This is a genomic window from Nocardia sp. CA-119907, from assembly GCF_050955995.1.
In the GTDB taxonomy this organism is placed as follows: Bacteria; Actinomycetota; Actinomycetes; order Mycobacteriales; family Mycobacteriaceae; genus Nocardia.
The window spans coordinates 3,624,994-3,648,301 of sequence record NZ_CP192091.1 but is presented as its reverse complement, the minus strand read 5'-3'; the positions used below and the strand labels follow the sequence as shown (position 1 = coordinate 3,648,301).

The 23,308-nt window shown below is 66.4% G+C and carries 23 protein-coding genes and 1 riboswitch; of the genes, 15 read left to right on the top strand and 8 right to left on the bottom strand.

What is annotated here, in order from left to right; genetic code table 11:
- Positions 1–245: 245 nt before the first annotated feature.
- A riboswitch (M-box (ykoK) riboswitch) is annotated at positions 246–417 on the top strand.
- A gap of 231 nt (positions 418–648) precedes the next feature.
- From ACQP2D_RS16250 to ACQP2D_RS16240, 3 genes are all read left to right on the top strand, one after another.
- Positions 649–1,368: an MgtC/SapB family protein gene (locus ACQP2D_RS16250; protein ID WP_433684521.1), complete on the top strand. Its 720-nt coding sequence runs from the start codon at positions 649–651 to the stop codon at positions 1,366–1,368.
- Between the two features lie 100 nt (positions 1,369–1,468).
- A complete protein-coding gene (locus tag ACQP2D_RS16245; RefSeq protein WP_433684520.1) occupies positions 1,469–2,047 on the top strand; it encodes an ABC transporter permease subunit in 579 nt (192 codons plus the stop codon).
- Positions 2,048–2,084: 37 nt separating this feature from the next.
- On the top strand, positions 2,085–2,213 hold the full coding sequence (locus ACQP2D_RS16240) for a hypothetical protein (protein ID WP_433684519.1): 129 nt from the start codon (positions 2,085–2,087) through the stop codon (positions 2,211–2,213).
- A gap of 30 nt (positions 2,214–2,243) precedes the next feature.
- On the opposite strand, the gene ACQP2D_RS16235 is transcribed toward ACQP2D_RS16240, so the two are convergent.
- Positions 2,244–3,365 (bottom strand): BTAD domain-containing putative transcriptional regulator, encoded by a 1,122-nt coding sequence (locus ACQP2D_RS16235; RefSeq protein ID WP_433684518.1) that lies wholly within the window; start codon positions 3,363–3,365, stop codon positions 2,244–2,246.
- Positions 3,366–3,432: 67 nt separating this feature from the next.
- Positions 3,433–6,369 (bottom strand): tetratricopeptide repeat protein, encoded by a 2,937-nt coding sequence (locus tag ACQP2D_RS16230; protein ID WP_433684517.1) that lies wholly within the window; start codon positions 6,367–6,369, stop codon positions 3,433–3,435.
- Between the two features lie 157 nt (positions 6,370–6,526).
- Between ACQP2D_RS16230 and ACQP2D_RS16225 the strand changes: the two genes are divergently transcribed.
- The 6 genes from ACQP2D_RS16225 to ligD all read left to right on the top strand — a co-directional run bounded on the left by ACQP2D_RS16225 (position 6,527) and on the right by ligD (position 11,582).
- Positions 6,527–7,447 (top strand): hypothetical protein, encoded by a 921-nt coding sequence (locus ACQP2D_RS16225; RefSeq protein ID WP_433684516.1) that lies wholly within the window; start codon positions 6,527–6,529, stop codon positions 7,445–7,447.
- A gap of 65 nt (positions 7,448–7,512) precedes the next feature.
- A complete protein-coding gene (locus ACQP2D_RS16220) occupies positions 7,513–7,746 on the top strand; it encodes a hypothetical protein (protein WP_433684515.1) in 234 nt (77 codons plus the stop codon).
- Between the two features lie 42 nt (positions 7,747–7,788).
- The gene (locus ACQP2D_RS16215; protein ID WP_433684514.1) at positions 7,789–8,889 is read left to right on the top strand and encodes an SPFH domain-containing protein; all 1,101 of its coding nucleotides are present in this window, start codon (positions 7,789–7,791) and stop codon (positions 8,887–8,889) included.
- 32 nt (positions 8,890–8,921) lie between these two features.
- Positions 8,922–9,320, top strand: a complete 399-nt coding sequence (locus ACQP2D_RS16210) for a cold-shock protein (RefSeq protein WP_433684513.1) — start codon at positions 8,922–8,924, stop codon at positions 9,318–9,320.
- A gap of 166 nt (positions 9,321–9,486) precedes the next feature.
- A complete protein-coding gene (locus ACQP2D_RS16205; RefSeq protein ID WP_433684512.1) occupies positions 9,487–10,572 on the top strand; it encodes an ATP-dependent DNA ligase in 1,086 nt (361 codons plus the stop codon).
- Positions 10,572–11,582, top strand: a complete 1,011-nt coding sequence (gene ligD / locus ACQP2D_RS16200; protein ID WP_433684511.1) for a non-homologous end-joining DNA ligase — start codon at positions 10,572–10,574, stop codon at positions 11,580–11,582. Before ACQP2D_RS16205 ends, ligD begins: the two co-directional genes overlap by 1 nt.
- A gap of 11 nt (positions 11,583–11,593) precedes the next feature.
- Here ligD and ACQP2D_RS16195 read toward each other — a convergent pair whose 3' ends face one another.
- Entirely contained in the window at positions 11,594–12,346 is a 753-nt protein-coding gene (locus ACQP2D_RS16195) for a DUF4190 domain-containing protein (RefSeq protein WP_433684510.1), read from the bottom strand.
- Between the two features lie 310 nt (positions 12,347–12,656).
- Here ACQP2D_RS16195 and ACQP2D_RS16190 point away from each other — a divergent pair, with 310 nt between their 5' ends.
- Entirely contained in the window at positions 12,657–13,034 is a 378-nt protein-coding gene (locus ACQP2D_RS16190; RefSeq protein WP_433684509.1) for a hypothetical protein, read from the top strand.
- 51 nt (positions 13,035–13,085) lie between these two features.
- On the opposite strand, the gene ACQP2D_RS16185 is transcribed toward ACQP2D_RS16190, so the two are convergent.
- The 3 genes from ACQP2D_RS16185 to ACQP2D_RS16175 form a co-directional block, all read right to left on the bottom strand.
- Positions 13,086–13,745 (bottom strand): TetR/AcrR family transcriptional regulator, encoded by a 660-nt coding sequence (locus ACQP2D_RS16185; RefSeq protein WP_433684508.1) that lies wholly within the window; start codon positions 13,743–13,745, stop codon positions 13,086–13,088.
- Complete coding sequence (locus ACQP2D_RS16180) at positions 13,729–14,874, bottom strand: acyl-CoA dehydrogenase family protein (protein WP_433684507.1); 1,146 nt, start codon at positions 14,872–14,874, stop codon at positions 13,729–13,731. Before ACQP2D_RS16180 ends, ACQP2D_RS16185 begins: the two co-directional genes overlap by 17 nt.
- 133 nt (positions 14,875–15,007) lie before the next feature.
- Positions 15,008–15,703, bottom strand: a complete 696-nt coding sequence (locus ACQP2D_RS16175) for a TetR/AcrR family transcriptional regulator (protein ID WP_433684506.1) — start codon at positions 15,701–15,703, stop codon at positions 15,008–15,010.
- Positions 15,704–15,900: 197 nt separating this feature from the next.
- On the opposite strand from ACQP2D_RS16175, the gene ACQP2D_RS16170 reads away from it, so the two are divergent.
- The 4 genes from ACQP2D_RS16170 (at position 15,901) to ACQP2D_RS16155 (ending at position 20,178) form a co-directional block, all read left to right on the top strand.
- A complete protein-coding gene (locus ACQP2D_RS16170; protein ID WP_433684505.1) occupies positions 15,901–16,839 on the top strand; it encodes an alpha/beta fold hydrolase in 939 nt (312 codons plus the stop codon).
- Positions 16,840–16,951: 112 nt separating this feature from the next.
- Positions 16,952–18,136, top strand: coding sequence for a hypothetical protein (locus tag ACQP2D_RS16165; RefSeq protein WP_433684504.1), 1,185 nt, complete (start codon positions 16,952–16,954; stop codon positions 18,134–18,136).
- Between the two features lie 104 nt (positions 18,137–18,240).
- Positions 18,241–19,710, top strand: coding sequence for an SDR family NAD(P)-dependent oxidoreductase (locus tag ACQP2D_RS16160; RefSeq protein ID WP_433684503.1), 1,470 nt, complete (start codon positions 18,241–18,243; stop codon positions 19,708–19,710).
- Between the two features lie 78 nt (positions 19,711–19,788).
- Positions 19,789–20,178 (top strand): DUF2784 domain-containing protein, encoded by a 390-nt coding sequence (locus ACQP2D_RS16155; protein WP_433684502.1) that lies wholly within the window; start codon positions 19,789–19,791, stop codon positions 20,176–20,178.
- Here ACQP2D_RS16155 and ACQP2D_RS16150 read toward each other — a convergent pair.
- Entirely contained in the window at positions 20,118–20,876 is a 759-nt protein-coding gene (locus tag ACQP2D_RS16150) for a thioesterase II family protein (protein ID WP_433684501.1), read from the bottom strand. The two genes, ACQP2D_RS16155 and ACQP2D_RS16150, sit on opposite strands and share 61 nt — an antisense overlap.
- Positions 20,877–20,949: 73 nt before the next feature.
- The gene (locus tag ACQP2D_RS16145) at positions 20,950–21,855 is read right to left on the bottom strand and encodes a dienelactone hydrolase family protein (RefSeq protein ID WP_433684500.1); all 906 of its coding nucleotides are present in this window, start codon (positions 21,853–21,855) and stop codon (positions 20,950–20,952) included.
- Between the two features lie 44 nt (positions 21,856–21,899).
- Between ACQP2D_RS16145 and ACQP2D_RS16140 the strand changes: the two genes are divergently transcribed.
- Positions 21,900–23,246, top strand: a complete 1,347-nt coding sequence (locus ACQP2D_RS16140) for a CoA transferase (RefSeq protein WP_433684499.1) — start codon at positions 21,900–21,902, stop codon at positions 23,244–23,246.
- The last annotated feature ends 62 nt before the right edge of the window (positions 23,247–23,308 follow it).

Below are 23,308 nucleotides of genomic sequence, written 5' to 3'. Positions count from 1 at the left end.
GCGTCTGCCAGCACGATGTCCGTCGACGACATGATCACCTGGACCGTATGGTGCGCGTGCAGACCGGCCGTGCCGAGTTCACCGGTGACCGTTATCATCCCGGTCCGTAGCAACGCCGTCCCCGCCCAGCAACGATCGTCGTCACTCATGCCCGACAGTGTCCACCATCGCCGCGACTGCCCGGGGGGGCTCGGTCGTCCCCCATTTGCCAGATGAGCCGGGCGGGTGTTTACTAGCGGACGCAAGGTGCCGATCGTTCGCTGAGGCTCCTTCACGGATATAGGCCAGCGACCCCGAACGTCGAGAGACGCCCCGGGTCAGGACAGGTCTCCCCGGCTTAAGGGGTGACCCCGATTGGCTCCCGACGTGGTCGGGTTCACGCCGTGAAGTGCCAAAGGTCTTACGAGGAGGGGTACTCACCGGCATATTCGCCGGGTCCCCGCAGGCTCCGTGACGATGACGTACCGCGCTCGGCTCTGCCGTGCGCCGGATCGGTGGAAGGAGGTGGGCCGGATGACCGGCGGTGATAGTCCCGAACCCCTGTTAGCCAAATATTCACTCGGCGACACCTCCACGGCGGAATCCACCACGGGATGAGCCCGTAGCCTGCTGTTCGATGGTGCGCTCGACCCAGTCAGGGAGTGCATGATGTCAACGGTAGAGATGATCCTGCGGTTGCTGGCCGGTGTCGGCCTCGGCGCGGTGATCGGATTCGAGCGGCAGTACCGGGCCAGGATGGCGGGGCTGCGCACCAATGCTCTCGTCGCCGCGGGCGCGACGCTCTTCGTGCTGCTGTCCGCGCACGGCTTCCACGGCGGTGACGCCGACCCGACCCGGGTCGCCGCGCAGATCGTCTCCGGCATCGGTTTCCTCGGAGCCGGCGTGATCATCCGCGACGGTTTGACTGTGCGCGGACTCAATACCGCTGCGACACTGTGGTGTTCGGCCGCCGTCGGCGCGCTGGCCGGTGCGGGCATGTTCACCACCGCGGCCGCGGGCACCCTTGCGGTCATGGTGGTGAATATCGTGCTGCGCGCCGCCGGACGTGCGGTGGACCGGCAACCCGATGCCGCGGCCGAACAACCCGCGTCCTATGTCTTCGTCGCGGTGACCACTGACGAGCGGGAGGCACATGTGCGGGCGCTGCTCGTACAGGCCTTGACCCGCACCGACTTCCGGCTCATCTCGGTGGCCAGCACGAATACCGATACCTCCGGCCGCGTGGAGGTCCGCGCCGAACTGACCGGTGATCAGCGCGATGACCAGCAGATGGAGTCGGCGGTGAGCAGGCTCAGCTTGGAACCGTCGGTCACCAGCGTCGGCTGGCATATCTCGGTCGTGGATTCGGCGGACGAGGCGCGGGCATGACCATATTGCGCGCCTACCCGTCGCGGGACGCTCTCGATCGGCCACGCCATCGCGCGGCCGATGTGCTGGTGTTCGTCGGTGCGGCGGTACTCAGTGGAATATGACCTTCGTGTTCTACCACAGCCTGGTATCGCAGCCGCGTGAGCTGGATGAGGCATCGCGGAATCTGAGATTGTCACGCTGGCAATGGTTCTGGCGGGTCGATGTGCCCAGCGGCATGATCCCGCTGGTCTGGAACGGCATGATGAGTTTCGGCGGCGGATGGTTCTTCCTGGTCGCCGCCGAGGCGATCAGCGTGAACAACCGCCGGTACGCACTGCCCGGCATCGGCTCATATGTAGCGACCGCGACCGCCGACGGCCAGCTCGACAAGGTGTTCATCGCCATCGGCGTCATGATCGTCATGGTCGTCGGGGTGAACTTCTGCTTCTGGCGGCCGCTGGTGGCCTGGGCCGAGCGCTTCCGAGTCGAAGACTCCAAGGCCGCCGATGCGCCGCGCAGTATGGTGCTGAATCTGCTGCGGCATTCGCGGACTCCGGGACCGGCTCGGCCGGGTCTTCGGACCGCTTGTCGCACCGCTGGATCGGGTGATGAGCGCGCTTCGGGCTGGCCGAATATCCGCCGCATGCTTCGGTTTCCCGACGCCGCGCCGGTGATGCGGTGTTCGCGGCGGTGGTAGTGGCCGCGATCGCCTACGGCGGGTGGTCGATGTGGTCATGATCGAGCTCCTGCCGAGGCGAGCGGGCGAGTGGGGTCGCTACGCCGAGTTGTACGACTACGACACCGATTCCGATCGGATCACCGCCGACCCGGCCGCACAGATCTTCACTCCGCGATCGGCATGATATGTCGAATGCGCTGTGGCACTGGATCTTTCACTGCGGCACCACACTGAAGACCAATTCGAATCCGCCGATGCGCAGCACCGCGCCGTCGGTGAGTGCCACGCTATCGATGATGCGCTCGCCATCGACGTACACACCGTTGGACGACCACAGATCCTTGATCACGAAGCTCGATCCGTTGTCCACCAGCACCGCGTGCTGACGGCTGACCTTGCCGTGTTCGAGCACGATATCGTTATCGGGCAGCCGCCCGATCCGCGTCACCGATCCGGCGAGCGGGTAGACCGTGCCGTCGGTATCGCGCAACTCCGCGCGCGCACCCGCCACCGACTGCTCGATAATGGTGGTCCACCGGGTCACCGTCGCATCGGCCACCGTACGGGCGCTCAGCGGCTCCTGACGCAGAATCCGCGCCTCCAACTCATGGATGGCCGGTCCCGGATCGATACCGAGTTCGTCGTCGAGTGTGGTGCGCAGCCGGCGCACGGCCGCGAGCGCGTCGGATTGCCGCCCGCTCAGATACAGCGCGGTGATCAGCTTCTCCCACAATGGTTCTCGCAACGGATGCGCCCCGACGATCAGGGCGAGTTCGGCGGCGACATCATTGGCATGGCCGCGTGCGATATCGGCCGAGGCGCGCGCTTCGATAACCCCGATCCGCTCATCATCGAGCGCGGCGGCGTAGGCGTCGGCGAATCCGAGCCCACGCAGATCCGCCAGCACCGGCCCCCGCCACTGCCCCAGCGCACCGGACAGCGCTTCGCTCGCCGAGCTGAACCGCCCGGCCGCTAGGTCGCGCAGGCCCGACTCCTTGCGCGCGCGGAACCGATGCACGTCACAGGCCCCGTCGGCCACCGCGATCCGGTAGCCGGCGCCGACTTGGGCGAGTACGGCCCGGGCATCGAGTCCCGCATCGCGCAGCGGTTTGCGCAGATTCGAGGTGATGGCGTGCAGGCTCGCCCGCACATCCGAGGGCGGCGTTTGTTCCCACACCGCTTGGGCGAGCGCGTCCACCGAGACCGGATGATTGGCATTGACCACCAGATATGCCAGCACCGCACGCTGTTTCGGCCCGCCGACCGACCGCTGGACACCATCGATCGACAGCTGCACCGGCCCGAGCACGCCGAATTGCGCCCGCGTATCGGCCATCACCGCCACTCCTTAGGACTGGGCCTGCCGATGGCCCCCCGAGAACAGTAGCGTCGATGCGCCCGGGCTACCCGCCGGATCGAGCCCGCCAATACTCCAGATTGCTGCGGGTGAGCAGGGTGTGCGGATGGTCGCGGCCCAGGACACGGATCTGATCGGCGAGCAGTGGTTCGTATTCGGCGATGGCCGCGCCGATATCGCCCGCCTCACCGTGGCAGCCCGCCAGACAGTTGCGCGTGTGCAGGGTGTCCGGATGATCCGGTCCGAGAATGCGCAACTGATCGGTCAGCAGCGTCGCGTATTCGGTAATGGCCCTGGCCGTTTCGCCGCTTTCCCGACGCCAGCGCGCCATGCTGGTGCGGGTGCGCAGGGTCTGGGTGTCATCCGGGCCGAGGATGCGGATCTGGTCGATGAGCAGCAGCTCGAATTCGGCGAAGGCGCGGACCAGTTCACCCGCCATGGCCCGGGAACGCGCCAGATGCAGTCGGGTGCGCAGGGTTTGTGGATCCACCGGACCGAGAATGCGTTCCTGATCGGTGATCAGCTGTTCGAATTCGATGACCGCGCGGCGCAGGCTGCCGCGTTCACTGCGCCAGTAGGCCAGGCTGTTGCGGGCGCGCAGCGTCCAGGGGTGGTCGGTGCCGAGGATACGAGTGTGATCGATGACCAGTCGTTCGAATTCGGCTACGGTCCGCTCCAATTGGCCGATATGTCCGCGCCAGTCCGCGATGTCGTAGCGGGTGGTGACGGTGTCGAGGTCATCGGCGCCGAGCACCCGGGTCTGGTCGCGCGCCAGCTCCTCCAGTTCGGCGACGGCGGCGGCGACATCGCCGCTGCGGCCACGGCAGTTCGCGAGATGGTTGCGGACCAGCAGCGTGACGCGATGATCGGATCCCATGACGGCGGCGAAGCTCGGCAGCCAGGCCGCCCAGAGATCCCGATTGTCCACCACGCGTGTGGTTTCCAACGATTCGAGGTAGCCGAAGGCGGCGGCCGCATCGCCATAGGCCAGATAGTGGCGGACCGCCGAGCCGCGGGCATACGCGGCTATCCGATCGGTGGTGCCCGCTTCGATGGCCGCGATCACCGCCCGGTGCGCATCGTCGCTGTGTACGCCGAGCCGGTCGCATTCATCGGCGACCCCCGGCATCAAGGCGGCATGGGTTATGCCGAGCGATTCATCGTCGGTACCCGGCAGACTCCGGATCACCAGCACACCCAAACCCGCGGTGAGATCGCGGATTCCGGCGATACTCGCATCGGACCCGAGTTCGCGCATGGCCGCGTCCAGCAGTTCCAGCGGCAGTACCGGCCCCACCCCCGCCGCGACGAGCACACCGAGCAGCGCGCCGATCGCCCAGGCATCGGTGGTATTCGACGCGATATTCGGTCCATCGCCCGCCGCGGAGCGCACGGCCGCCGCGACCCGCAGTGCGACCAGACCGTCGACGCCGATATCCTCCGCGACTACTCGATCGGTGACCTCCGTCGCGACTTCGGCCAACAACCCGGCCAATAGCCAGCCCGCCGCAGCTGGCGGGGAATCTGTACGCGCCGTTGGTGTTTCGGCCAGCCGTGCATCGATCCAGCCGACCCACTCCTGCTCGTCTACGGCGGCGCGCTCATATCCGGCCGACTCCACAATGGCGGCGATATCCTCGGCCACCGGCTCGGCCACCACGATCCGGTGCATATGCGCGAGCGCCGGATCGTCTTCGAAGCCGAGGCCCGCCCGGATCCCGACGATCACCCGGACGTGCGCGAGCTCAGGACGCCGGGTCATAGCCGCGACGGCGGTGACGAGCAGCCGCCGCGTACCCTCCTCCGGTTCGTTCAGTCCGTCGACGACGATGGTGACCCGGCCACCCCATCCGCCCAAATCCGCCAGCGGTTGCCGCACCTCGATATCGAAGACATCGAACTCCGCGGCACCGTGTCGGGCCAGCCCCCGCGCGGCCGCGACCGCCGCACGAAATCCGGGCAGGCGGGTGCTCAGCTGCGCGGACAGTTCCGCGGCGACCGCCTCGATGGAACTGTTGACCGTCAGGAACACCGCGGCCGTGATGTATTCGGGCGCGAGCGGCAGGGTGTCGACCAGACTCGGCCGAATGAGCATTGCCAGCAGCGTCGATTTGCCGACCCCGGGCGGTCCGATCACACCGCGCAATCGGTAGCTGCCGGAGCCGACGATATCATCGAGTGTTTCGCGCACAGCTGGGGTCAACAAGAGCCTGCGGGTGAGGTGATCGACGAAACCCGCTGCCGGACGACCGGTTACGGCATCGCGGCGCCGGGCGGTATTCGGCACCAGCCACAGGCCGGGATCACCGCCCTCGGCGGCGGATACGGTGCCCGAGGTGAACGACAGATGTTCGGGCTGCTGCCGGGTGCACGCGGCGGCGATCGGATCGACCAGATCCGACGGCAGCAGATTCTCCCCGCGCGCGGGCAGTCCGACTTCGAAGGTGGACAACAGCGTTCGGGTGAAACATCCGGCGTACGCGGGCCCGTCGCCGGCGGCGACCAGCAACTCCATCCGGCCCGCCGCCCGTGACAGCAGATCGGTCCAGCGCCGGGCCGCACCGAGCACACCCTGTTCGGTCTCACACGCGTCGACCAGTACCACCAGCCCATCCAGTGCCGACTGGTTCAGCCGCTCGCGAATCTCCTGTGTCAGATGGAATGCCGTATGCGAGTTCGGCACCGCGGGCGAATCATGACCGAGCAGAAAGAAATCCTCCGCGCTGGTCGAGGTGCCGTGCCCGACAAAGCCGATCAATAGTGTCGCCTGCTCGCGCGCCGCCGCCGCGAACGCCTCGTCCACCGCCGTAACCAGCTGTGCCACCGTCGGATTCAGTACCGGCCCGGGTTCCGCCCTGGCCGCCCGCCACCCGCCGGATTCGGTCAGACTCCCGTACAGCCCCGTCGCCAGCTCACCGGTGAATCCCAGTTCCCCCAGCGCCTGGCATTCGGATCCGATAACAAGGGCGAACCTTCCTCCCATACCAGCACCACCATTCCCACCATCGACTCCCCAACGACCCTCGACAACCCGACACCGGTCGCGGCAACTGTTCGCAGGTCGCTCGAAAGGTTCGGCCGCGCGTGGTAGGAAAGTACCCGAACACCACATCGTGGCGAGCGACAACGGGGGCGCGAAGATGGCAGCGATAGTGTTGGTGCACGGGATCGCGCAGGAACAGTACGGTGCGGATCTCTTGGAGGCGCAGTGGCTTCCGGCGCTGGCGGCAGGTGTCCGCACGGCAGGATACGGCGAGCTGGCGGATCAGCTGTGGCGAGCACAGCGGCCGGGCGCACTCGAGGTTCGAATGGCGTTCTACGGCAATGCTTTTCTCGCTCCCGGCGCACAAGGTGGTGGCGGACCGGTCGGCGATGAGGACGCCGAACTCACCGAGCGGATCGCCGAGGCCTGGTTGGCGACGGCGGCCGGCCGGGCGGCCGACCAACGTGATCGGCTCGAAGCGCAGCGCTTCCTGGATAATTCGGTGCTCGGTGCCGAAGGTGCGCAGGGCATCGGCCGCAAGGCCAGGCCCGCGGCGAATGCGCTGACCAAGCTGAAATGGTTCGCGCCCTTCGGTTTCGGCATGGCGGGCAAATTCGTCAACCGGTCGCTGGCCCAGGTCAGCCGGTATCTGTCCGAAGAGGCGGTGCGCGAGCACGCGCAGCGGCAGGTGCTCGATCTGATCGGTCCGCAGACCAGCTTGGTCATCGGTCACTCGCTCGGTTCGGTCGTCGCCTACGAGGCGCTGCATCGCACCCAGCGGCCCGTCGCGCTGATCACCCTCGGTTCGCCGCTGGCGCTGCAGTCCATCATCTATCCGCTGCTGCGACCGCAGCCGCCCACCGTCCCCGCCGCGCTCACCCGCTGGGAGAATTTGGCCGACCGCGACGATATCGTCGCGGCACATCTGGACCTCGCACCGTATTTCCCGCCCGCTCCCGGTCGCGACGTGGTGCCGACAACACATCCCGAACTCGACAATGGTTCGAGTCCGCACGATGCGGCGCACTATCTGACCAAGAAATCGGTCGGGCGCATCATCGCCGAGTCCCTCTCGTAACCAGAGGAATCCCCGATCGCGCGTACGCTGACAACTCTGGCACCGAGTGCGAGGAGTTCACCGCGATGACCGACCCCGTGCAAGGTTTGACGGGTACGCTCACCTCGCCGATCCGGGGCGCCGGAATGCTCGGCGAAGTATTGGTTGCGATTCGCGGGGGCACGGAGATATACATCGCGCGGGCGGCCGAGCCGATCTCGGCAGGGGAATCTGTCCTGGTCATCGCGGTACATCCGGGGCGCATCGTCGACGTGGTGCCCTGGATTCCGCTGGAGCCCGCGCAGACCGAGCAAATGTGACATCGCGACCGCGATCTACGAAGTACGAAACTGGGAGGCACTGTGCTGGGTTATCACGTTCCGGATCCTGACGAGGCAATGCTGGTCAGCGGCGGCACGAGCAAGGACAACGCACCATTCGGCGTGGTCATCGGGCGCGGCAAATGGGTGATGCCGTTCTTCCGCAAGGTGAGCTATCTGTCGCTGGCGATGTTCGAAGCCGAGATCAAGGAGCGGTGCGTCACCAAACAGGCCATCCAGCTCGAGGTGCGCGCGGTGATCGCGTTCAAGGTGGCAAATGACACCCAGTCGATTGTCAATGCGGCGCAACGCTTCCTGTCCGAACAGGAGCGGGAGATGTCGGTACTGACCGGACGCATCTTCTCCGGACATCTACGCTCGATCGTCGGCTCGATGACGGTCGAGGAGATCATCCGCGAGCGCCAGCGGCTGGCCGACGAGGTGCTGGTCGCCTCCAAGGTGGAGATGAGCAATATCGGCCTGTGGGTCGATTCGTTCCAAATCCAGTCCATCGATGACGGCAATCTCGGGTACATCACCGCACTCGCCGCACCGCACAACGCGGCGGTGCAGCGCGATGCGCAGATCGCACAATCGCAGGCCGCCCAGCACGCCGCCGAGGCCGAACAGGAATCGCTGCGACGGCAGGCCGAATATCAGCGCGAGACCGCCATTCTCCGGGCCCAATATCAGCAGGATATCGACAAGGCCAATGCCGAAGCGGCGCAGGCCGGTCCGCTCGCCGAGGCCATGGCACTGCAGGAAGTGCTCAGCGCACAGGCCGAGCAGGCCCGCAAGGAAGCCGAACTGCGCGAGCAACAACTGCAGGCCGAAGTCGTGAAACCCGCTCTGGCCGAAGCGGAACGGGTGCGTATCCTGGCCGAGGCCGAGGCGGCCCGGACCCGGATCCAGGCCGAGGCGGCGGCCTCCAACAACCGGATCGCCTTGGACCAGTTGTTGATCGAGCAGCTGCCCGAAATCGTCAAGCAGGCGTCCAACGGGCTGGCAAACGCCAACTTGACGGTGCTGAACGGACCGGACGGTGTCGGCGAATTGGTCAACGGAATGGTCGGTCAGGGTCTCACTGTATTCAACTCGTTACAAAAAGCGCTTTCATCCAACGACGGGGAAAATGCGGGCTAAAGTTGGCCGGGTAGAGACGGCGCGAGGAGCGGGTGTTGGTGTCCATCGGGAAATTGGTGTCGTTCGACAGTTCGCGGGGATTCGGGTTCATTCGGCCCGATGATGGTGGCCCGGATGTGTTCGTTCATGTGAACGACATCGGACTGGACGAGGACGAGCTCCGCCAGGGCCGGGTGTTCGAATTCGATGTGACCGAGGGTGATCGCGGGCCCAAGGCGGTCAACCTCGCCGTGGTCGGGGGCCAGCCGACCCCACCCGCTGCTCGGCACAAGAAGGACAGATCCGGATCCGGCCAGCTCACCGCCACCGAACACAAACGCCTGATCACCGAGCTACTACTGGATGCGAGCCCCGCCCTCACCGCCGGTGAGATCCTCACCATCCGCGACCGCCTCACCGCCTTCGCCGATCAACACGGTTGGCTCGACTAGCCGCGCGCACCGCACGCCGAGTCCCGAGCGCCACGTCCGACGCCCGGTCAATCGAAGTGCACGACCTTGTCGGACCAGCGACTTACGATCGAGCTCGAGCCCGCACCGATGAATCCGCGTCGCCCGCGACGTCGATACGGGTGGGGAACGAACCGAGGAGGATCGCGTGGACCTACCGGTCATGCCACCAGTGCGGCCGATGCTGGCGAAAACGGCGCCGTCCGTGCCGCGAGAGCCGGGCCTGAGTTATGAACCGAAATGGGATGGTTTTCGCTGCGTGGTCTTCCGGGACGGCGATGAGGTCGAACTCGGTTCACGCAACGACCGGCCGCTGACCCGCTATTTTCCGGAGGTCGCCGAACTGCTGAAGGCGGCGCTGCCGGATAAATGCGTGGTGGACGGCGAAATCGTGGTGGTCACCGATGAGGGGCTCGATTTCGATACCCTGCAGAACCGGCTGCACCCGGCGGCCTCGCGCGTCAACAAACTGGCCAAGGAAACGCCGGCCAGCTTCGTCGCCTTCGATCTGCTCGCCCTCGGCGACAAGGATCTGACCGGCGAACCGTTCGCCGAACGCAGGCGGCTGCTCGAGACCATTCTCGACACCGAACTCGCCCGGGTGCATCTGACCCCGATCACCCAGGATCCCGATATCGCCGAGGACTGGTTCACCCGCTTCGAGGGCGCCGGTTTCGACGGCGTCATGGTCAAGGCCGACGATCTGGCGTATCTGCAGGACAAGCGGGTGATGCTCAAGGTCAAGCACGAGCGCACCGCGGACTGTGTGGTGGCCGGTTTCCGCTGGCACAAGGATGGCGAGGGTATCGGATCGCTGCTGCTCGGACTATTCGACGACGAGGGCAATCTGCACCACGTCGGGGTGGCGAGCAGTTTCACGGCGGCCAGGCGCAAGTCACTGGTGGAAGAGCTGAAACCTTTGCGGGACAACGCATTGGCGAACCATCCGTGGCGCGAATGGGCGGATGCGGCCGCGCAGGCCAAGGCCGACGGCAAAATGCCCGGCGGGGTGAGCCGCTGGACCGGCGGCAAGGATCTGTCCTGGGAGGCCCTGCGTCCGGAATTGATCGCCGAGGTTCGCTACGAACATGTGCAGTCCGGCCGATTGCGCCACGGCGGCAGGCTGGTTCGCTTCCGCTCCGACCGCACCCCCGAATCGTGTACCTACGCCCAGCTCGACGAGGTCGCTCCGGCCGAATTGAGTGCCATTTTCAGCGAAGCCCGGGGGCAGTGATGGGTGAATCGATCGATATCGAGGTGGACGGCAGATCCGTCGCCATCAGCAATCCCGACAAGGTCTATTTCACCAAACGCGGTGAGACGAAACTCGATCTCGTCCGGTACTACCAGGCCGTTGCCGAGCCGTTTCTGAAAGTGGTCCGCGATCGGCCGTTACTGTTGGAGCGGTATCCCGATGGGGCCTCGGGTAAATCGTGGTTTCAGAAACGGGTGCCGAAATCCGCGCCGGACTGGCTGCACACCGTCGAGGTCGCCACACCCAATGGCACCACCAGCGACGCCTTGGTGGCCCACGATCTCGCGCACATTCTGTGGGCGGTCAATCAGGGATGCCTCGGCTTCCATATCTGGCCGAATCACGTCGGCGATCTGAATATCGCCGATGAGCTGCGCATCGATCTGGATCCCTCCCCCGGCATCACCTTCGACGATCTCAAATACGCCGCGGTGCTCACCCGTGAGCTGTTCACCGAACTCGGCATCGATTCCCGGATCAAGACCTCCGGCTCGCGTGGACTACACATTTACGTTGCGCTGGAACCGAAATGGGACGGCTATCAGGTGCGCGCCGCCGCGGTCGCGCTGGCCAGGGAGTTGGAGCGGCGGCATCCGGACCGGATCACGGCGCAGTGGTGGAAGGAGGAGCGCGGCACCCGCGTTTTCATCGACTTCAACCAGAATGCCCCGCACAAAACGGTTTTCGGTGCGTGGTGTGTGCGACCGAAGGTCGGTGCGCAGGTGTCCACCCCGATAGCCTGGTCCGATCTGGACACCGTTGTCCCCGAGGAGTTGACCATAGCCACCGTGCCCGCGCGGCTGGCCGAATTCGGCGACCCGTGGGCGGACCGCCCGGCGCAATCCATCGAGCCGCTGCTGAAGATGTCGGAGCGGGATATGGCCTCGGGGCTCATGGATGCGCCATGGCCGCCGCAATATCCAAAGATGCCCAATGAGCCGCCACGGGTGCAACCCAGCCGGGCCAAGAAGGCGGATACGGAGGGCTAGTTACCGAAAGGCTATTCGGTCCAGAGCACCCACACCTTGCTCTCACAGGTGAGTGCGCGCCCGTCCGCCGTACGGGCACTCTTGGTCGATCCATCGCATTTGGCTCCGGCCTCCGCGACGGTACCGCCGATGGTGTACGGACCGTTCCATTGGTAGACGCCGCCGCTGGCCAGGCACAGCAGGGTCGAGCCGTCCGCCCCGGTGCCGATGCGGCCCGGCTCGGTGCACACCGTGCCCTTCTTCGGAGTCGCCGTCGACGGGGCAGTCGTCGTGACCGGGGGTGCGACCACGGTCGGCGCCACCGTGGGCTGCGGGACGGCGGTCTGGGCGATGGTCGAGGGCAGCGCGACACTGGACACGGTAGGAGTACGGTTCACCCCGGCCAGCGCATCGGAGAAGTTGCTGCCGGACAGCACGACATATCCCGCGATGCCGACTACCTCCACCACACCCAGCAGCAGCGCGCACACCGCCATCGTCTTGCCGCGCGGATGGCTGAAGGCGATGAACCCGAAGACGATCGCGACCGGGAACAGGCCGAGCAGGGCGGCAACCAGCGCGACGATCGCGTACGGATTGACAATGGGCGGAACCTCGACCCGTAGTCGACCGGCGCGGCGACTCCGGTTCGGCGGCTCGGTCTCGGGCCAGCGCTCGGTGGGATCCGGGTCCGGCCATCGGCCGACCGGTCCCATCTCCTGCTCGTACTCCTCCGCCTGCGCCTCCGGCCAGCGCTCGCGCTCACGGTTATCCGTCCGTGCCATTCAGGTCCCTCTTCCACACCACCAAACCGCGCAGGAACCACGAACTGCCCGGACCCGCCCCGATACCGACAAAGGATAGGGGCCATTGGCCGCAGCATCATCCGAAACGGCCCATCAATCGTCATCAAACCGTAATCGCGAATGCCGCCATGTCAAACCGGACTGTACTTCCAGTCGGCAGGTTGGATTCGATAAGGCCCGCCCTTCAGCCGGAGTAACAAACCGGCAAACACCACTCGCGGACGGCGAAAATGAGGTGGATCCTGGGTACAGCGAGTGACCTGCGGTGACTTTCAGTTCAGGAGGATCCATGCGCCGCAAAACGGATTCGAACGAAGACCGAACCCGGCCGTGGCATTCCCACGCGGGCGATCTACTCGGTGACGATTACAACGTTCCCGGCATCATTCTGTGTGCGCTCGGTGTCGTCGCCATGGCGTGCACGCTCACCGCGGCCGGTTACGGCTTCACCGGATGGATGCAGATCGGCGCGATAGCGACGGCGGCTTTGTGGATCACGGGCATCGGCGCGTTGCTGGTGGAACATCACCGGGAGGAAGTCATCGAGTTGAAATACGGACGGCACGGGCACGCGCCGGGACATAGGCGGCCGGTGCGCTACAGCGGTACGCAGGAGCGCAGGATCGCGGTGCGTCGAACCAAGTCCGAGTTGACGAGTAAGCCGTAGCGACCGCTCGCGGGTCGCTCGAGCAGCACCGGATACCGAAGGTGGATCGGGTCAGCGCCCGCGGTCCACCTTCGGCATTGTTTCGGTCATCAGCGTCATCAGCATGTCCGCGAGTAAGACGTGTACCTGTTCGCGGGTGAGCGTGCCGCGGGTGATCCATTCCCGGCCCGCCACCTTCACCAGACCACCGAACGCGCGGACCATGGCGCGCAATTCGGCACTGTGCGCCGATTCCGCGCGCCCGACCATCAGCAGCATGCGCTCGGCGGCCGCGTCGTCGGCCTGGTCCAGGATGTGCTGTACCTCCGGATCGTCGCCGACCCCCTCATGGCTGGTCACCTTGACCCAGGTGCTGCCGTGTTCGGAGATCACATCCAACAACCAGTGCACGCTCGCGTCTACGCGCTCGCGATCGGTACCGGTCGGCGTGACCATATCGTCGAGGCGCGGCAGGGTGACCATCCGGCGCACCACCGCGAGATACAGGTCGCGCTTATTGCCGAAGTAGTGGTTGATCAGACCGCGCGCGACCCCGGCGCGTTGCGCCAGTTCCGCGGTGGATACCGCCGCATACGGCCGTTCGCCGAACATATCGATCGCACATTCGAGGATCTGCGCGCGACGTTCGTCCGGCTCCAGCCTCCGTCTGCGCGGCTGCGCCGCGGTGTTCCGCAAGCGATCGCTGGCGGCGACCTCAGAGTGACCTGGCAATGAGATCCTTCATCACCTCGTTGCTGCCCGCGAGGATGCGCAGTACGCGGGCACCGGTGTACAGCTCGGAAATCGGATACTCCGTCATGTAGCCGTAGCCGCCGAACAGTTGCAGGCAGCGATCGACCACAATACCGAGTTGATCGGTGAGCCAGTACTTCGACATCGCAGCCGTGGGAATATCGAGTTCGCCGCGCAGATGCTTCACGATGCAGTCGTCCAGAAAGATCCGGCTCACCTTGGCGATGGTGGCGCATTCGGCCATCTCGAATTTGGTGTTCTGCATCGCGAACAGCGGCTTGCCGAAGGCCTCGCGTCCCTTGGTGTAGTCGACGGTCAGCCGCACGGCCTGCTCCATCATGGCGACCGCGATGATGCCGGTCACCAGTCGCTCCTGGGCCAGCAGCTGCATCATCTGGTAGAAGCCCTGGCCTTCGGCCTCGCCGAGAAGGTTCGAGACCGGCACGCGCAACCCGTCGAAGAACAGCTCGGCGGTGTCCTGGGCCTTGCCGCCGATCTTGTTGAGGATGCGGCCGCGCTTGAAGCCGGGGGTGTCGTCGCTGACCTCGGCGAAGATCAGGGAGACGCCCGCCGCACCCTTGGTTGGGTCGGTCTTGGCGGCAATGATGATGCCGTCGCAGAGCCAGCCGTTGGTAATGAAGATCTTCGAGCCGGTGATGACGTATTCGTCGCCCTCGCGGACCGCACGGGTCTTGATGTTCTGCAGATCCGAGCCGGTCCCCGGTTCGGTCATGCCGATGGACAGCACCATTTCGCCGGTCGCGGCCTTGGGCAGCACCCGCTGCTTGAGGTCCTCGGTGCCGAAGTGGTGGATATAGGGTGCGATGATCGAGCTGTGCACGGGCATGCCGAGCGAGCCGTCACCCGCGAAAGCCTGCTCCTCGATGATGGCGGCCTCGTGCGCGAAAGTGCCGCCACCGCCACCGTATTCGGCCGGGATGGCGGTGCACAGCAGGCCGAGTTCACCGGCCCGGTTGTACAGCGCGCGGTCGGGATGCCCCTGCGCGACGAACTTCTCCTCATGCGGGACGACCTCCTTCTCGAAGAAGGTCCTCGCTAGTTCCCGGACCGCCTCGACCTCGTCATCACTCCATGCGGCGCGTGCCATCGCAGAAATCCTTTGTTCGTGCGCGCAGGCCGGCTCGCCCGCGTCTCGTCATCAGATTCGCGCACTATTGGCATGATGTCAACAAAGCGGGCACGCAGCAGATCCAGGTGGGGTCACGAGGACGGAATGCGGATCAGCCGGTCGGCCGTTGCGCCTGGTTGACGGCCGCGAGCGAGGTGAAGATCGGGTTATCCGGATCGGCCGAGATGCCCTGCCGACGCAGGAATCCGTCGATCAGACCCCAGACGAATTCGGTGGACTGCTCGACGAATTCGGCCGTATCACCGGGACGCCCGGAATCGGCTTCGCCGAGCCACAGGTCGGTGACCGCGACGACGACACCGACGACCGCGCGGGCCAGATAGTCGATGCCGGTGGCATCGATCGGGATGGATTCGGCGACTTCGCGCGCCTGCCTGGCGAATCGGCCCGCGGCGGCGCGGCCGAGATCCAATTGCAGTACCGAACCGTCCGCCTGCTGGGTGACGTGGGCCTGGCCGAGAAACCGAAAGACGTTGGGGTGCTGGAGGATACTGTCGGCATAGCCGGTGAGCACGCGCCGCAGCGCGACCCGCGGCGGTTGCAGCATGAGTGTCAGATCATTGCCCGCGGCGGCCCCGGCCGCTTTCGCCATCCGATTGCCGATCTCGGTGTACAGGTCGGCCTTATCGGCGAACTGACGGTACAGGCGCGGCTTGGTGATCCTGGCCTCGCGGGCGATGTCATCCATACTCGGGTGCGGACCGTCCCGGTCGATCACCCGAATGGCCGCGTCGACGATCTCCTCGCGGGTGATCTTCCGCGGCGCGGATCTGTCCGAACGAGCCATGGTTCCGGAGCATACACGTACCGGCGGTACGCAATCTCGATCCGCGCAAACCCCTGGTCGACGGCGCGGTACGGGTGACCTACCTCATATTCGAGGCAGGTTTCGCCCCATTGCTCCAGGTGCATTCGTACTGTCAGTATCGGGTCACGTACCGGCGGTACCCAGGCAGCACTCAGCGCATCGATCGAGGCAAGCAGATGACCGAACAGCTCGACTCCCCCGACCCGACCGGCGCCCGGCGGCCACACCGACAGTCGACCGTGGACGGCGCACACGGTGCACTGGCCGTCTTCGAATGGGGTGCGGTCGACGCCGAACCCCTGGTACTGGTGCACGGACTGTCCGATACGCACCTGGTGTGGTCGGCGGTGGCGGCGCTGCTCGCCGACGGATTCCGGGTCATCGCCTATGACGTGCGCGGGCATGGTCGATCGGCGAAACCCGGTGCGCCGCAGGACTATCGACTCGATGCGCTGGCCGAGGACTTCTTCGGGCTGATCGATGCGGTCAGCCCGAAGCGGGCGGTGCACGTCTGCGGGCACGGCTGGGGCGCGGTGCAGGCCTGGGAGGCGGTCTGCGATCCGCGCGCCAATACCCGTATCGCCTCGTTCACCGCGGTCGCCGGTCCGAATCTCGATCACGTTGGCCTGACACTGCGCGAGTTGGCGGCACAACCGCGGCGGGCGCTGCGACTGATCGCCGATCCGAAGTTCTGGCGACACGGGGCCGGATCGGCCCAGACCGCGGCGCAGCGGATCGCTTATCCGCCGCGAGTGCGCACCTGGTTGATCGACCAACTCGGCGGCATCGCCCGTGTGTACGCTCCCCTCGCCCCGACCTGGCGCGCGGATCTGGCCGCGGGCGCGCGGATCGCTGCGGCCAATCTCCCGCACCGTCTCCTGTGGCCGCGCGAACGCAGCACCGCAGTACCGGTACAACTGGTCGTCGACACCACCGATGTACTCGTACCGCCGTTCCTGTACTACGGCAGCGCGCGCTGGGTGGACCGGCTGTGGCGCTGCCCGATTCCGGCCGATCACTGGCTGCCGGTGACCGAACCGCTGCTGGTGGCCGAGGCCATCGCCAATTTCGTCGAGGATCTGCGCGCCGCGCATACCAGCATTCCGCACCAGTGAAACCGAAGTCCATTAGCGGAGAGCAATATTCATACTCGACGCAGCCAGCACACCCACCGATGGTGGTCGGTCTGGATGGCCGGGCAAATGAACGAGATGGTACTTTGCGCGCATGACCGGACCGGGGGAACAGCAGAATCAGCCCAACGACGCCTGGTGGGCGCAGGAGCAGCAGCCGCCACAGGCACCGCAGTATTCACAGTCGGATCCGACCATGGTCGGGCAGCCCGGTTTGCAACTGCCACCGCAGCCCGCGGCTCCGGCTGCGGGGCAACAGCCCGGCGCCGCCCAGCAGCAGCCCGCTGATCCGACACTGCTGCGGCAGCCGTTCGATCAGCCGGGGGCCGCGCCCGTCGGATATCAATCCGGTACGGGCTATCAGCAGCCGGGATATCACCAATCGTCCCCCGGATATCCGCAGCCGGGATTCCAGCAGGCGCCGGGCACACCCGGATTCCCACAAGCCGCACCAGGTTTCCAGCAGCCCGCCCCCGCATTCCCGCAGAGCGCACCAGGATTCCAACATCCCGGTGCCGGATTCCAGCAGTCCGCAGCGGGATTCCAGCCGGCGCCGGGATTCCCGCAGCAGACACCCGGATACCCGCAGCAACAGCCACCCAAATCCGGTGGTAAAGGCTGGCTTTGGGCGCTCGGCGCGATCGTGCTCACCTCCGCGGTCTGGGCGGTCGCCATGTTCGCGATCGGCGCCTTCGACGCGGGCAAGGCCGATATCAGCAAGGACGCCGACCTGCGCGGCTACAAATACGTCGCCAATCTCTGCGATATCACCGACACCTCGCCCTACACCAGCACTGGCTTCACGCTGTCGAAGTCCGATTCTTCGGGCAAGACCTACCCGCAGCACGACGGCTCCCAGCACGCGGCGGTCGATTCGATGGGCTGCGATGTTCGCTTCACCCCATCCGGGTCGAGTGAGAAATACGACTACGCCGCGATCTACACCAGCGCGCAGGTACACAAGCAGTCCAACCCCGGGCCGGAATTCACCGCGTCGTACGAGACCTGGACGCAGAGCGAGTACGGCAAGGACTCGAAGGTCGACAAGATCTCCGGCCTCGGTGACGAGGCGTATGTGATCACCGGCAAGCACAAGTCCGACGATCCGACCGCCGATGTCTCCCTGGCCGTGCGCGACGGCTGGGTCACCTACCACATCAGCTGGTCACAGTATTCGTCGAGCACCTCGAAGTCCTCGGGCAAAATCCTCAGTGCCGCCGAGGCCACCGAACTGCTGAAGAAGACGGCGAACTCGACACTGAGCAAGCTGCGCAAATAGCTGACGTCCGGTCGGTGCGGGACCGCCGTGCCGACCGGTCGAAACCGCGAATGCGACAATGGGTGGGTCAACCCCCCGTTCACAAAGGACACATCCGCATTCCGATGGCCGAGTACACCGCGTCGACGTCTACCGAACCAGCGCCGAGCGGCACCGCCATCGACCCCGATGAGCTGGCGATCTGCCTGCGGGTGCTGGAACAGGCCGGGCAGTTGGACAAGGCCGATCCGGATTCGATCACGGTGCAACGCGCCGTCGGCCATATGTTCAAAAAGCTCAAGCAGCGCCGTCGGACCGAAGCCAGGGATGCGGTCGCCGAGGCCGACCGCGCGGTGGTCGCGGCCACGGCGACCGGATCACCGAACCGGATCGATGACGAGACCGCGGGCATTCCGCTGACCTCGAACGCCGTGGGCGCGAGTGCGGGCACCCTGGTCCGGCCGCGGCCCTGCTATATCTGCAAACAGCGCTACACCCGGGTCGACGCGTTCTACCACCAGCTGTGCCCGGACTGCGCGGCAAGCAGCCACGCAAAACGGGACGCCCGTACCGATCTCACCGGGCGACGCGCCCTGCTCACCGGCGGTCGCGCCAAGATCGGGATGTACATCGCGTTGCGGCTGCTGCGCGATGGTGCGCACACCACCATCACCACCCGCTTCCCCAACGATGCCATCCGCCGCTTCGCCGCCATGGACGACAGCGCTGACTGGCTGCACCGACTGCGCATCGTCGGCATCGATCTCCGGGATCCGGCCCAGGTCGTCGCGCTCGCCGACGATGTCGCGGCGCAGGGTCCGCTGGACATTCTGATCAACAATGCCGCCCAGACCGTGCGCCGCTCCCCCGGTGCCTACAGCGCACTGGTCGATGCCGAATCCGGGCCGCTGCCCGCTGGCGCGCTACCGGATGTGGTCACCTTCGGCAAGACCATGCAGGCGCATCCCACCGCACTCACCGCCTCCCTGACGCCGACGCTGTCCTCCGCCGATGTCGCCGAACTGGCACTGGTCGCGGGATCGGCCACGCCGGAACGCATTTCGCGCGGCATCGCGATCGACGCCGGTGGTCTGGTGCCGGATCTGGCGCATACCAACAGCTGGGTGCAGACCGTCGGCGAGGTGCATCCGACCGAACTGCTCGAGGTCCAGCTGTGCAATTCGGTGGCACCGTTCATCCTGGTCTCCCGGCTGCGCCCGGCCATGGCGGCCGCCGCGGCCCGCCGCAAGTACGTCGTGAACGTCTCGGCCATGGAGGGCCAGTTCTCCCGCGCGTACAAGGGCGCGGGCCATCCGCACACCAATATGGCCAAGGCCGCGCTGAATATGCTCACCCGCACCAGCGCCCGGGAGATGTTCGAAGAGGACGCCATCCTCATGACCGCCGTGGACACCGGCTGGATCACCGACGAACGCCCGCACTACACCAAGATCCGCCTCGCCGAAGAGGGCTTCCACGCTCCCCTCGACCTGGTCGACGGCGCGGCCCGCGTCTACGACCCGATCGTCCAGGGCGAAACCGGCAACGATCTCTACGGCTGCTTCCTCAAGGACTATCAACCCTCGCCCTGGTGATCAGGTCCTCGGCATACGATCGACCCAGCGCACGCCCGAGCCGCGATATCGCGCGGATTGCGGGACTACGCTGGGCATATGCTGTATCGGCTGCTGGCCGATGCCACCGCCGCGGTGCATTTCGCGTTCGTGGCGTATGTGGTGGTCGGTGGGTTCATGGCGTGGCGCTGGCCGCGCACCATCTGGCTGCATCTGCTCGCGTTCGGGTGGGGGTTCAGCACAATTCTGTTCGGATTCGTCTGTCCGCTCACGAATTTGGAGAATTGGGCGCGGCATCAGGCGGGTGTGGCCGGACTCCCGCCGAGCGGTTTCATCGACCACTACCTGACCGGGGTGATCTATCCGGAAAACGCCTTGGGGCTGGTGCGCGCGTTGGTCGCGGTGTGCGTGGTGGTGTCCTGGGTCGGCTACGTCTGGAGGGTGCGGGCGATGAGATCGGCGACCTCGGAGACCTTGTCGTCCAAGTAGAAGTGGCCACCGGGGAAGACGGTGTGCGCGAAGGAGCCGCGGGTGTACTCGCGCCAGTCTCGGGCCTGCTCCGGTGTCATGGTCGGATCGTCGGTACTGACCAGGGCCGAGACATCGCAGCTCAGTGCGGCACCCTCGCGGTAGCGGTAGGTCTCGATGGCCTGGTAGTCGCTGCGCACGGCGGGCAGCACCAGTTCGGCGAGGCTCGGTTCCTCGCGCAGGATCCGGACCGACGCGGGATCGGTTGCCAGGCGCTCCAGATCGCCGATCAGATCGTCATCGGAGCCCAGATGCAGGCGACCAGGCTCGACGAAAGTCGGTGCGGGACGGCCGGATACGAACAGCGTCGTCAAGGGTTGTCCCTTGCGCTCGAGGCGGCGCGCGGCTTCGAAGGCCACGGTCGCGCCCATGCTGTGACCGAACAGCGAAAGTTGCTGCACCGGGCCCTGGTCCAGCACCTGCTCCACGATCCGGTCGACGAGGGTATCCATATCGTCGATGGCGGGCTCACCGAGCCGGTCCTGCCGACCCGGATACTGCACGGCCACGACGGCGATACCGTCGTCGAGCCGTTCGGCCAGTGCGCGATACGCGGTGACCGAACCACCGCCCGGCGGGAAGCACAGCAGCTGGCGGCGCGGCGCGGGATGCGCGCGCAGCACTCGCAGCCAGTCCGTCGCGACAATGGCCTTGCCCACGTCGATCTCCCTCTCCGTCGAAAGATTCGTCACTGTGCCCCGACCCCGATATCGGTATGCGGCCCGCGGCGTTTCAGCCGAGATATGTTCCGTACCAATCCAGGACCCGTCGCCAGGCCTCGGCCGCAGCGGTCGGGTTGTAGCGAGGGCCGGTGTCGTTGAAGAAGGCGTGGTCCGCGTTCGGGGCAACGTAGATCTCATGGGTGAGGCCAGCGCGGTCGAGCGCCGCTTCCGCGGTGGGTCGCGAGGCGATCACCCGTTCGTCCTTGGCGGCGTAGATGCCGAGCACCGCGGCTTTCGCGCCGGACAGGTCCCCATTCTCCGGGAAGGGTCCGTAGAACGGTGTTGCCGCGGCGAGTTGCGGGGTACCCGCGGCCAGCAGCAGCCAGACCAGACCGCCGCCGAAACAGAACCCGGTGGCGCCGAGCTTCTTTCCCGGCACCCGGCGCTCCAATTCGGCGATTCCGGCCTGCAGATCAGCGGTGAACTGCTCCGGCGCGATCTTGCCGAGTTCGGCGGTGGCCGCCGCCGGATCCTTGAAGGCGGCGGTGCCGCCCAGTTCGGAGAGCAGATCCACGGCCAGTGCGGAGTATCCGGCACCCGCGAAACGTCCTGTCACCGAGCGGATATGGTCGGTCAGGCCCTTGTTCTCATGGATGACCAGCACACTTCCGCGCGGCTGCGCGGCGGCCGCCCATGCGGCCTGTAGCTGACGCCCGCCGGGTCCGGGAAAGGTGATCGCGGTGGCCGCGACCGCGCCGTTCACCCCCGGCGGGGGCGAGGATTCCGCGGGTGTCGAGCCCGTCGACCTGGAGTTCGCCTGATCGCCACTGTTCGAGCAGGCGGCGAGCAGCGCGACCGCCGCGGTGGCGCCGACCCCGAGCAGCCCTAGTCGGCGCAGTGCTTCGCGGCGGCCGATCAATCCGTCGGCGTGATCGGTGGCAATCTCTTCGGCTATGTAACGCTGCAGCGGCGTCATGGCCCCGACCCTACTACTGCCGTGCAACAACTACTCTCGGTCTCGTGATTGCGCACGAACAGCTGGTCCGTGACTACGAAGCCGGAATCGGTGTCCCGGCCTCCGACACCACCCCCTCCGCCGACCCGGGCGGCTGTTTGGCTGCGACGCTGCCGGTTTGGGCGCTGGCCGCCGGATCGGTGGCCGCGGTGACGGCGGCGGCCAACCGCATACGCGACGTACACCACCTGAATCCGGTGGCGCACCGGCTCGATCCGGACCGGATCACCGCCGCCTTCTCCAGTGAGCGTGTGCTGCGCATCGGCGGTGCGCCCGCGTCGGTATTCGCCGACCTATCCGGATTCTTCCCGACCTTCGACGGCTGGGTCCGCACCCACGCCAACTACCCGCATCATCGCGCGCGACTACTCGCCGCGCTCGGACTTCCCGATGACGCGCCCGTCGATCTGGCGGTCGCCCAGATGGCGATGAGCCGCGCCGGCGATGTCGAGGAACTCGCCGCCGCGCACGGCGCGATCGCGGTACAGGTGCGCACCGAAGCGGAGTGGGCGGCCACTCCGCAAGGCCAAGCCGCCGCATCGGGTCCGCTGGTGGCGATCGATACCCGGATCGATCGGGGCGAGATCGGCTTGCCGATCGGCGCATCGCCGCTACAGCCATTGCGTGGTGTCCGGGTGCTCGATCTGACCCGCGTTATCGCCGGACCGGTGGCGACCAGAACGCTGGCACTGCTCGGTGCCGATGTGCTGCGGATCGACCCGCCGCGACTACCCGAAATCCCCTGGCAGTACCACGACACCTGCCAGGGCAAGCGCTCGGCGCTGCTCGATCTGCGCGCGCAGCTACCGGTGGTCAATGACCTGCTCGCCGCCGCCGATGTGCTGATCACCGGATATCGGCCCGGCGCGCTGGAACATGCCGGACTGACCGCCGCCCGTCGTCCCGGCCTGGTGCACGGGCGGATATCGGCGTGGGGCGAATCCGGCCCCTGGGGTCGGCGCCGCGGATTCGACAGCATTGTGCAGGCCGCGGCCGGTATCTCGATCATCGAAGGCGCACCCGCGGTGCCGGGGGCGCTGCCCGCGCAGGCACTCGACCACGCCTCGGGCTATCTGCTCGCCGCCGGTGTGATCGACGCGCTCGTCGCCCGCGCCCACGACGGCATCGGACGCGATGTCCGAGTGGCGTTGGCGCGCACCGCATCCTGGCTGCTCGACGCGTCGGACCGCACCCCACGGCATCCGCAGGCCGCGGCGCCGAATCCGATGGCGGCGGTCACGCACGGCAATATCATCACCGCTGCGCCGGTACTCGCCGAATATCCGGACTACGCCTGGCCCGCACCGCGGTACGGCGCGGACCGGCCCGCTTGGCCCTTGCCAACGCGGTAGCCCCCGCGCGGACCTGCTCCTGGGCCGCGGGTTCTGCTCGCGACGCGCGGCATTCCTTGACG